At 59.7% G+C, this 10,657-nt stretch carries 11 protein-coding genes; 8 read left to right on the top strand and 3 right to left on the bottom strand.

Annotation, left to right across the window (positions count from 1 at the left end; all coding sequences use genetic code 11):
* The first annotated feature begins 141 nt into the window (after positions 1 to 141).
* The 7 genes from AB4Z11_RS10910 (at position 142) to yacG (ending at position 6,998) form a co-directional block, all read left to right on the top strand.
* Positions 142 to 1,419 carry an HlyC/CorC family transporter gene (locus AB4Z11_RS10910; protein ID WP_442025270.1) on the top strand — a complete coding sequence of 426 codons (1,278 nt, stop codon included), beginning with the start codon at positions 142 to 144 and terminating at the stop codon, positions 1,417 to 1,419.
* Positions 1,420 to 1,517: 98 nt separating this feature from the next.
* Positions 1,518 to 3,251 (top strand): type IV-A pilus assembly ATPase PilB, encoded by a 1,734-nt coding sequence (gene pilB, locus AB4Z11_RS10905; protein ID WP_442025269.1) that lies wholly within the window; start codon positions 1,518 to 1,520, stop codon positions 3,249 to 3,251.
* A gap of 11 nt (positions 3,252 to 3,262) precedes the next feature.
* The gene (locus AB4Z11_RS10900) at positions 3,263 to 4,474 is read left to right on the top strand and encodes a type II secretion system F family protein (RefSeq protein WP_442025268.1); all 1,212 of its coding nucleotides are present in this window, start codon (positions 3,263 to 3,265) and stop codon (positions 4,472 to 4,474) included.
* Positions 4,475 to 4,483: 9 nt separating this feature from the next.
* Complete coding sequence (locus AB4Z11_RS10895; RefSeq protein ID WP_442025267.1) at positions 4,484 to 5,356, top strand: prepilin peptidase; 873 nt, start codon at positions 4,484 to 4,486, stop codon at positions 5,354 to 5,356.
* Position 5,357: 1 nt separating this feature from the next.
* Positions 5,358 to 5,981, top strand: a complete 624-nt coding sequence (coaE, locus tag AB4Z11_RS10890) for a dephospho-CoA kinase (protein ID WP_442025266.1) — start codon at positions 5,358 to 5,360, stop codon at positions 5,979 to 5,981.
* A gap of 72 nt (positions 5,982 to 6,053) precedes the next feature.
* The gene (zapD, locus tag AB4Z11_RS10885) at positions 6,054 to 6,809 is read left to right on the top strand and encodes a cell division protein ZapD (protein ID WP_442025265.1); all 756 of its coding nucleotides are present in this window, start codon (positions 6,054 to 6,056) and stop codon (positions 6,807 to 6,809) included.
* Between the two features lie 3 nt (positions 6,810 to 6,812).
* On the top strand, positions 6,813 to 6,998 hold the full coding sequence (yacG, locus tag AB4Z11_RS10880; RefSeq protein ID WP_442025264.1) for a DNA gyrase inhibitor YacG: 186 nt from the start codon (positions 6,813 to 6,815) through the stop codon (positions 6,996 to 6,998).
* Here yacG and AB4Z11_RS10875 read toward each other — a convergent pair.
* The 3 genes from AB4Z11_RS10875 to argJ are packed head-to-tail and all read right to left on the bottom strand — an operon-like array spanning position 6,992 to position 9,495.
* Positions 6,992 to 7,384, bottom strand: coding sequence for an NUDIX domain-containing protein (locus tag AB4Z11_RS10875; RefSeq protein ID WP_442025263.1), 393 nt, complete (start codon positions 7,382 to 7,384; stop codon positions 6,992 to 6,994). The genes yacG and AB4Z11_RS10875 overlap by 7 nt on opposite strands.
* Entirely contained in the window at positions 7,385 to 8,257 is an 873-nt protein-coding gene (locus tag AB4Z11_RS10870; RefSeq protein WP_442025262.1) for an ATP-binding protein, read from the bottom strand.
* Positions 8,257 to 9,495 carry a bifunctional glutamate N-acetyltransferase/amino-acid acetyltransferase ArgJ gene (gene argJ / locus AB4Z11_RS10865; RefSeq protein ID WP_442025261.1) on the bottom strand — a complete coding sequence of 413 codons (1,239 nt, stop codon included), beginning with the start codon at positions 9,493 to 9,495 and terminating at the stop codon, positions 8,257 to 8,259. The genes AB4Z11_RS10870 and argJ overlap by 1 nt, the downstream gene beginning before the upstream one ends.
* Positions 9,496 to 9,805: 310 nt before the next feature.
* Here argJ and AB4Z11_RS10860 point away from each other — a divergent pair.
* Positions 9,806 to 10,657: porin (locus AB4Z11_RS10860; RefSeq protein WP_442025260.1), on the top strand; the 852-nt coding region annotated here is incomplete at its 3' end.

Here is a 10,657-nt window from a genome sequence, read left to right as displayed (position 1 = left end):
CTCCATCACGCCATTATAGGGTCAGGCACCAAATGCTACATGAGGCCGCTTCGGCGCAGGCGAACCCATGTAGCATTTCGTACCTGACCCCAAATTAAATACTGTAGAATCGGGGGCTTCTCCGGTTCCCTTTGRCCTCCCTTGGATAATGTTCCCTTGTGGGCGCAATTCGCTGCCCTTGCCTTCCTGATTCTCGCCTCGGCCTTCTTCGCCATGGCCGAAACCGCCTTGATGGCGGCCAATCGATTCCGCCTGCGCCACCAGGCTAAACGTGGCTCCAAACGCGCGATCGCGACGCTGTGGCTGCTGCAGCGGACCGAGCAGCTGCTGTCCCTGGTCCTGATCGCCAATACCCTGATCAATGCAATGGCCATCGCGCTCGTGACCGCGATCGCGATTACCCAGTTCGGCCTGGAAGAGCACGTGATCCTTATTTCAACAGGTCTTGTAGTCTTCATATTGATCGTGCTGGCCGAGATTTCGCCGAAGATCATCGGCGCGCGCTATGCGGACCAGATTGTGCTGCCCGCCTCTTTCGTGCTGCGTCCTTTGCTGTCGGCCGCCAAGCCGCTGATCTGGTTTGTGCATCTGTTCGTAAATACCCTGCTGCGCCTGGCGCGCGTGAAGCCGGCTGGTGCGGCCGAGGAGGCCCGCCTGTCGCCCGATGAACTGCGCTCGGTGCTGATCGAGAATGGCGCCTTCATCCCGCAGAAGCACAAGAGCATCCTGATGAATCTGTTCGATCTGGATACCATTTCGGTCGAGGACATCATGACCCCGCGCGCCCAGATCGAAGCCCTGAACCTGGCCGTGCCAGTGGAAGATATCAAGGCCCAGCTCACCACCTGCTATCACAACAAGCTGCCCGTCTACGATGGCGAGATCAACCAGATCCTCGGCATTCTCCACGTGCGCAAGGCCGTGGCGCTGCTGAATGAAGAAGACGAACTGACCAACGACCATTTCCGCGCCCTCCTCAGCGAGCCTTATTTCATGCCGGAAGACACGGCCGCCTTTGCCGCCCTGCAGAACTTCCAGGAGAACAAGGAGCGGCTGGCCATCATCGTTGATGAATACGGCGAGGTGCAGGGCCTGGTCACGCTGGATGACATCATCGAAGAAATGATTGGCGAGTTCACCACCTCCACGCCAAGCGCCACGCGCGCCGACAGCTTCGGCTGGGATGCCAACGGCGAGTGCCTGCTGGAAGGCACCACGCCTTTGCGTGACATCAATAAGCGCTTAGGTTTAAACTTTCCGCTGGATGGGCCGAAAACACTGAATGGCATGCTGCTCGAACTGCTGCAGGATATTCCGGAAGCACCAATCAGTTTAAAAGTCGGCCAGTGCATCATCGAGGTGGTGCAAGTCCACGATCAGGCCATCAAAGTAGTGAAATTGCGACGCCCTAAGGCCTGAGGCGCGCACTCTAGAGTCCTTCGCTTTACAAAAATGATGCCCGCAGGCATCATCCGGGGATCGTAGACATCCTTTCACTAGATAGATAGCGCGCTCCTATGGCAGCAGTCCAACCCAACTCGACGTCAGGCACTCCTATGTCGGGGCTGGCGCGGGCATTGATGCAAGCCGGGCGTCTCACCGCCCCGCAGGCGGATGCGCTGCAAAAGAAGTCGCAGACCGAGAAGCAGCCCTTCATTGACGTGCTGCTGTCCAGCGGCACCATCAATGCGCGCGATCTGGCGCTGTTCTGCTCCGAGACGTTCGCCTATCCCATGCTGGATCTGGCGGCCTTCAATCTCGACCTGCTGCCGCAAAAGATCATCGATCCCAAGCTGATGTTCAGCCAGCGCGTAATTGCGCTGACCAAACGCGGCAACAAGATGGCGGTTGCCATCTCCGATCCGACCAATACGCAGGCACTGGACCAGATCAAGTTCCAGACCGAATCCTCGGTGGAACCGGTGGTGGTGCCGCATGACACCCTGGTCAAGCTGCTGGCCGACCTCGGCAAGTCCTCGGAACAAAGTCTGCACGATATGTCAGGCGATGAAGCCGACATCGAGTTCGCCGAGGAATCGGAAGCCGCGCCATCGCAAGCCGCAGCCGACGCGGCAACCGAAGTGGAAGATGCGCCGATCGTGCGCTTCCTGAACAAGATGCTGATGGACGCCGTTAACATGGGTGCATCAGACTTGCATTTCGAACCATTCGAAAAGTTCTACCGCATCCGCTTCCGCGTCGACGGTGTGCTCATGGAACACGCCCAGCCACCGATCGGCATCAAGGAAAAGCTGATCTCGCGTATCAAGGTGCTGGCCAAGCTGGACATCTCCGAAAAGCGCGTGCCACAGGACGGCCGCATGCGCCTGGTCGTTTCGGCCACCAAGACCATCGACCTGCGTATCTCGACCCTGCCGACCCTGTTCGGCGAAAAGTGCGTGATGCGTATTCTGGATGCGACCCAGGCCCAGATGGGTATCGATTCGCTTGGCTACGACCCTGACCAGAAGGAACTGCTGCTGGACGCGATCCAGCGCCCATACGGCATGGTGCTGGTAACCGGCCCGACCGGCTCCGGCAAGACCGTGTCGCTATACACCTGCCTGAACATCCTGAACAAGCCCGGCATCAATATCTCCACCGCGGAAGACCCGGCCGAGATCAACCTGCCCGGCGTGAACCAGGTTAACGTGAACGACAAGGCGGGCCTGACCTTCCCGGTCGCGCTGAAAGCCTTCCTGCGCCAGGACCCGGACATCATCATGGTTGGTGAGATCCGTGACCTGGAAACGGGCGACATTGCGATCAAGGCCGCGCAGACCGGTCACATGGTGTTCTCCACCCTGCACACCAACGATGCGCCGTCGACCCTCACGCGTATGATGAACATGGGCATTGCGCCCTTCAATATCGCTTCCTCCGTCATCCTGATCACGGCGCAGCGCCTGGCGCGCCGCCTTTGCACCTGCAAGCAGCCGGTCGATATTTCGCCCGAGCTGCTGCTGAAGGCCGGCTTCAAGGAGGAAGACCTGGATGGCAGCTGGAAACCTTACGGCCCGGTGGGCTGTGAACGCTGCAACGGCTCCGGCTACAAAGGCCGGGTCGGTATCTACCAGATCATGCCGATCACGCCCGCGATCGAAGCATTGATTCTGTCCAATGGCAATGCAATGCAGATTGCCGCCCAGTCCGAAGCCGAAGGCGTGAAATCGCTGCGGCAATCGGGCCTCGTCAAGGTCAGGAACGGCTTGACCAGCCTGGAAGAAGTGCTGGGCTGCACCAACGAATAGGAACCACGAATATGGCAAACGCGGGCAATGTAAAAGAATCTGTCTTCGCCTGGGAAGGCAAGGACAAGACCGGCAAGACCGTGCGCGGCGAACTGCGCGCCGGTGGCGAGGCGGTGGTCAATGTGACCCTGCGCCGCCAGGGCATCATGGTTACCAAGGTAAAGAAGAAGGTCTACCGCTCCGGCAAGAAGGTCACCGACAAGGACATCACCCTCTTCACCCGCCAGCTGGCCACCATGATGAAAGCCGGCGTGCCGCTGCTGCAGGCGTTCGACATCGTGGGCAAGGGTCATGCGAATCCTTCCGTGTCCAAACTGATTCTTGACCTGCGTTCGGATATCGAGACCGGTACTTCGCTGAACCAGGCTTTTCGCAAGTTCCCGCTCTACTTCGATCCGCTGTTCTGCAACCTGGTAGCCGCCGGTGAACAGGCCGGTATTCTGGAAGACCTCCTGACCCGCCTGGCGATCTACAAGGAAAAGACGCTGGCCATGAAGGCCAAGATCAAGTCGGCACTGACTTATCCAGTATCGATTCTGGCGGTGGCCTTCATCGTGACCGCCGTGATCATGATCTGGGTGGTGCCGGCATTTAAGGAAGTGTTCACCAGCTTTGGCGCCGATCTGYCCGCGCCGACCGTACTCGTGATGAATATTTCCGAGTTCTTCGTGAAGTATTGGTACATCATCTTTGGTGGCCTGGGCGCCGGCCTGTACTTCTTCTTCCAGTCCTGGAAACGCTCGCTGAAAATGCAGCAGACCATGGACCGCCTGCTGCTGCGTTTGCCTGTTTTCGGTGAGGTGATCCGCAAGGCCACCATCGCGCGCTGGACGCGTACCCTGTCCACCATGTTCGCCGCTGGTGTGCCACTGGTTGAATCGCTGGATTCGGTGGGTGGCGCAGCCGGTAACGCCGTGTACCTGGATGCGACTCGCAAAATCCAGACCGAAGTTTCGACTGGTGTCAGCCTGACCGTGGCAATGCAGAATGCGGAAGTCTTCCCCAGCATGGTGACCCAGATGGTCGCCATCGGCGAAGAATCCGGCGCACTCGATTCGATGCTGGGCAAGGTGGCTGACTTCTACGAAGAAGAAGTGGACGACGCCGTGGCTTCGCTGTCCAGCCTGATGGAACCAGCGATCATGGTGATCCTGGGCGTGCTGATTGGCGGCCTGGTGGTTGCAATGTATCTGCCTATCTTCAAACTCGGTTCGGTTGTTTAAGGACACTCAATGCAAGAAACCTTCGCGCTGTTTTCTCCGCCCGCTACGATGGCCGCTGCCATCGTGGCAGCAATCCTGGGTCTGCTGGTAGGCAGCTTCCTCAATGTGGTGATCTACCGGCTGCCCAAGATGATGCAGCGTGAAATGGACAATTACATTGCCGACGAGGCAGGCAAGCCCCTGCCGCATACGGACCGCTATAACCTGATCGCGCCGCGTTCGGCTTGCCCGCATTGCGGCCACCAGATCACGGCACTGGAAAACATTCCGGTCATCAGCTGGCTGGTGCTGCGCGGCCGCTGCAGCAGCTGCAAGGCGCCGGTATCGGCGCGCTACCCGATCATCGAATCGCTGACCGCCATCCTGTCCGCCGCGCTGGTGTGGAAATTCGGCTCCGGCTACGCGGGCATGGCTGCTCTGGTGTTTGGCTGGCTGCTGATTGCCATGACGTTCATCGATGCCGACACCAAGCTGCTGCCGGACGATCTGACCTATCCCCTGCTCTGGCTGGGCCTATTGATGAACGTGAACGCCACCTATGTGCCGTTGAAAGACGCCGTGATCGGCGCCGCCGCCGGCTACATGGCGCTGTGGACCATCTACTGGGCTTACAAACTGCCGACCGGCCGCGAAGGCATGGGCTATGGCGACTTCAAGCTGCTGGCTGCGCTGGGCGCCTGGATGGGCTGGCAAATGCTGCCGGCGATTATCCTGCTGTCGTCCGTGGTGGGCGCCGTCGTGGGCATTACGATCATGATCGTGGAGCGCAAAGGCCGCCACACCCAGATTCCTTTTGGCCCTTACCTGGCGGGTGCGGGCGTGCTGGCCATGCTGTTCGGCGAACAGATCAGCGCCGTGCTGCGCGGCGTGACCGGCGGCTGATATGTCCGGACGCTTCACCGTCGGCCTGACGGGCGGCATCGGCAGCGGTAAGAGCGTCGTTGCCCGCCTGTTTGCCGAGCGGGGCGTCACCATTGTCGACACCGACCAGATCGCCCGCAGCCTGACCGCGCCCGGCGGCGCGGCCATGCCCGCGGTCATTGCCGAGTTCGGCGTCGAGATGGCGGATTCCCAGGGCGCCATGGACCGCGCCAAAATGCGCGAACTGGTATTCCGCGAACCGGACGCCAAGCGCCGCCTGGAGGCCATCCTCCATCCCCGCATCCGCGACGCCGTGGCCGCTGCCGCGGCAATTGCCACCGGCCCCTACACCATCTTCGACGTCCCCCTGCTGGTCGAGTCCGGCACCTGGAAAGACCGCGTCGACCGCGTGCTGGTGGTGGACTGCCCGGAAGAGGTCCAGCTGAGCCGCGTCATGGCGCGCAATGGATTGCCGGAAGAACAAGTTCGGGCCATTATGGCGGCCCAGGTAGCCCGTCCAATACGCCTCGCGGCGGCGGACGATATTATCGAAAACGGCGGCAAAATCGAGGACTTACCGCCGAAAATTGATCGTTTACATCAACTTTATCTGGATTTTTCCGAAAGAAAGATAACAATACGTTAGCAACGTTTGTATTTTTGCTTCGCATGGTTCAGAATCACGTGATTCTTACAGGTTTATAAAAGGGATGTCATTTTGATCGTCTACGARTATCCTTTCAACGAGCGCATTCGCACCTTGCTGCGCCTGGAGGACCTGTACGAGAAATTCAAGTTCTTTGTGCATCAGGAACATCCGATGCAGCATCACGTAGCCCTCGCAACGATCTTCGACATGCTGGAAGTGGCCGGCCGTGCCGACCTGAAATCCGATCTGCTGCAGGAACTGGAGCGCCAGCGCCAAAGCCTGCTGGGCTACCGTTCCAATCCCAATGTCCAGGCCGATATGCTGGACGCCATCCTGGCCGAAGTGGATGCCGTTTCCAGCGCCCTGGTTGCCGCACAAGGCAAGACCGGCCAGAATGTGCGCGACAATGAATGGCTGATGAGCATCCGCGGCCGCACCATCATTCCTGGCGGCGCCTGCGAATTCGACCTGCCTTCTTACTACGCCTGGCAGAAGCGCCCGGCGGAGTACCGTTTCAACGATATCGCGGGCTGGTTTGCGCCGCTGGCGCCCCTGTTCGATGCGCTGGCCCTGGTGCTGCGCCTGTTGCGCGACTCGGGCGGTCCGGTGAAAATGATTGCCAATGCAGGAAGTTACCAGCAGATGTTGCAGGGGAAGGTGTACCAGATGCTGCGCCTGAGTGTGGATGAAGCGATGGGCGCCATCCCGGAAATCTCGGCCAACAAATATATGCTGTGGGTACGCTTTACCAGCCAGGGCGGCGATCTGAAACCCAAGCCGCTGGAAGAAGATGTACCATTCGAGCTCACCCTCTGTAATTTCTAAGCCATGCCTACTGTAGTTGAATGCCCCACCTGCCACAAAAAAGTGGAGTGGACCGAAGCCAATAAATACCGTCCGTTCTGTTCCGAACGCTGCAAACAAATCGACCTCGGCGCCTGGGCCGAAGAGAAGTACCGCGTCCCCGGCTCCGCACCGGACCCCGAGGACGAAACCAACCCGACGGGTCAGTAACGCACGCGGTCCAGCCACTCCAGCAATGGAATGGTGGCTGGCAGCAGCGGCTCTACACCGACCTCCCCTTGCCATGCAAATGCCTGGCCTTCCAGGCTCTGCGGCTCGCCTTCCCACTCTCGGCTGATGAAGAAATGCAGGCGCACGTGCGCGTGTTCATACACGTGCTCGACGCCGCACCACTCCTCTGCGCTGAGCACGCGCACGCCCAGTTCTTCCATGAACTCGCGCTTCAAGGCTTCCAGGATGGTTTCGCCCGGATCGACCTTACCGCCCGGGAATTCCCAGTAGCCCGCATACGGTTTGCCTTCGGGACGGCTGCCCAGCAGCACATCGCCGTTGGGCTTCATCAGAATACCCACGGCCACATCTATCGGATTGCTCATTCAATGCTTTCCCGCGTAATCACGCGCAAACTGCCAGGCCACGCGGCCCGAGCGTGAACCGCGCTGCAGCGCCCAGCGCAGGGCGTCGGCACGCGACTCCGCGATCTGTTCGGCCGAGCAGCCGAAAGATGCCAGCCAATGCGCGACGATGCCGAGGTAATCGTCCTGTTTGAAGGGATAGAAGGACAACCATAGCCCGAAGCGCTCAGACAGGGAAATCTTCTCTTCCACCGTTTCGCCCGGATGCAGATCGCCGTCGTCGTCATGCGTGGTGCCTGCGTTGTCGCTGAAGCGCTCCGGCAGCAGATGGCGGCGGTTGGAGGTCGCGTAGATCAGCAGATTGTCGGCGTGGCCGGCAACCGAGCCATCCAGCGCCACTTTTAGCGCCTTGTAGCCGCCCTCGCCTTCCTCAAAGGACAAGTCGTCACAGAACACGACGAAGCGCTCAGGACGCCCCGCGACCAGGTCGACGATGTCCGGCAAATCGGCCAGATCGGCTTTGTCCACTTCGATCAGGCGCAAGCCATCAGCAGCAAACTGATTCAGGCACGCCTTGATCAGCGAAGACTTGCCAGTGCCGCGCGCGCCCGTCAGCAGCACATTATTGGCTGGCTTGCCTTGCACGAACTGCCGCGTATTTTGCTCGATCTGCGTCTTTTGTGGCCCAACATGCTGCAAATCGTTGAGCGCGATGGCGGCAGGATGGCGCACCGGCTGCAGCCAGCCGCCCTCCGCCAAGCCCTTGCGCTTGCGCCAGCGGAAAGCCGTGGCGGCGCTCCAGTCCGGCGCGGGAGGTGCGGGCGGCAGGATGGCTTCCACGCGCGCCAGTACGGCTTCGGCGCGCTTCAGGAATTGCTCAAGCTGGGTAGCCATCAGGAGCGGTAGTCGGCGTTGATGGAAACGTAGTCGTGGGACAGGTCACAGGTGTACACGGTCGCCTTGGCCGCGCCGCGCGCCAGCTTCACGCGTACCGTGATTTCGCTCTGCTTCATCACGCGCTGGCCATCTTCTTCCTTGTAGTCCGGGTTGCGGCCGCCGTCCTTGGCCACCCACACATCGTCCAGATACAGGTTGATCTTGCTGACATCCAGGTCATCCACGCCGGCATAGCCAATGGCTGCCAGGATGCGGCCCAAATTAGGATCGGAAGCGAAGAAGGCAGTTTTAACCAGTGGCGAGTGACCGATGGAATACGCGATCTTGCGGCATTCTTCCGCGTTCTTACCGTCTTCCACGGCGATCGTCATGAACTTGGTCGCGCCTTCGCCGTCACGCACGATGGCTTGAGCCAGGAACAGGGACAACTCGTTCACCGCAGCGGCCAGCGCCTTGTATTCCGGCGAATCGACCGAGTTCACTTCCAGCGTACCGGCGCCGGTAGCGATGATCATGAAGGAGTCGTTGGTGGAAGTGTCGCCATCGATGGTGATGCAGTTGAAACTCTGGTCAGCGGCTTCCTTGGTCAAGACGTCCAGCACCGGCTGCGCCACTTTGGCGTCGAAGGCCAGATAGCCCAGCATGGTCGCCATATTCGGCTTGATCATGCCGGYGCCCTTGGAGATGCCGGTCAGATTCACGGTATGGCCACCGATCTGCACGGTACGCGAGCCGGCTTTCGGCTGGGTATCCGTGGYCATGATGGCTTCGGCAGCGTTGAACCAGTTATCGGACTTCAGGTTCTGCACGGCTTTTGGCAGGCCGGCCTTGATCTTCTCGACCGGCAGCGGCTCCAGGATCACGCCGGTGGAAAACGGCAGAATCTGCTGTGCATCGCAGCCCAGTTCACTTGCCAGCGCAGCGCAGGTAGCGCGCGCATTGGCCATGCCCGCTTCACCGGTGCCCGCGTTGGCGTTGCCGGTGTTGACCATCAGGGCGCGGATCGGCTTGGCGCCGCCCTTCACTGCCGCCAGATTCTCCTTGCAGATCTGCACTGGTGCAGCGCAAAAACGGTTCAGCGTGAACACACCCGACACCGTGGCGCCATCGGCCAGTTTCATGACCAGTACGTCCTTGCGGTTCGGTTTCTTGATGCCCGCTTCAGCGTAGCCGATCTCGATACCGGCGACAGGTTTCAGTTCGGAGGCGACAGGGATTGGGGAGTTGACGGCCATTGTATTTTTCTCGTGCAAAGATGGGAAAAGAAGCCGTTATTGTAATCCCTGCCACCGTAATTTCATTGCCTTGTTAGGGCAATAATTCATGCACCGCAACAGTGCAATTGTTGTAATGAAATGTCGCATAAATGTCTACAAAAATTAGTAAAACCCTACTAGTTCACTGAAACTAGTTTCAGAATGCAAGCCATTTCATTTATCGTGAGCAACTGCCGAGGGAACGGCAGTCCTGCACTGTCGCGTCGCACAAGAAAAACAGTACGACCGTGCGGACAAAATCATATAAAACAACCATGGATCACCACTTATGAAGATGAAATTTATCGTCGCATCCGTCCTGGCAGCCGCCGCTTCGCTGTCGGCACAGGCGGGTATCTTGGGCGACGGCAACCTGAGCATCAGTGGTTTCGGCACGGTAGCAGCCGCCAAAACCAATACCGACGACGTCAAGTTCGTCCGCTACAACCAGGCAGAAGGCGTGGGCGATTCTCCTCGCCTGGGTCTGGATACCAACCTCGGCCTGCAAGCCAGCTACCAGGCAACGCCTGACCTGTCCGCCACCGTGCAGGTGCTGAGCCGCAAAAGCACCAGCCAGCAATTCACCACCGAGCTGACCTGGGCCTTCCTGAAATACAAGCTGAACGATGAAACCAGCGTGCGCCTCGGCCGCACCGTCATCCCGGCCTTCCTGATCTCCGACTACCAGAATGTGGGCTACGCCAACACCATGATGCGTCCGCCGATCGAGCTGTACGGGCAGGAACCGCTGGAAAGCGTGGACGGCGCCGACATCAACTGGCAGCACTCCTTCGGCGACACCAACGTCACCGTGCAGGGCGTGGTCGGCAAGAGCAGCGGCAAGCTGTTCGTCGCCGCCGGCGGCACCGGTTCCGTGACCCACTATGACGCGCCGGTCTATGGCTTTGCCGTAACCGCCGAACACGGTCCGATCACCGTGCGCGCCGCTCACCTGCGCGCCAAAGTCGAAGTGAACGACTTCGCCCTGCTGAACGGCCTGACCGACAACCTGACCAAATTCGGCTTCGGCCAGCTGGCCAACGACATGACCACCAAGGGCGGCAAGCACATGAGCTTTACCGAGATTGGTGCGACCCTGGACTGGAAGAACATCGTCGGCCAGGCTGAGTACGCTCAACGC

This window comes from Pseudoduganella sp. RAF53_2, assembly GCF_052113985.1.
In the GTDB taxonomy this organism is placed as follows: domain Bacteria; phylum Pseudomonadota; class Gammaproteobacteria; order Burkholderiales; family Burkholderiaceae_D; genus Rugamonas.
Note: the sequence above shows the minus strand (reverse complement) of the source record. Positions and strands in the feature narration are given on the sequence as shown.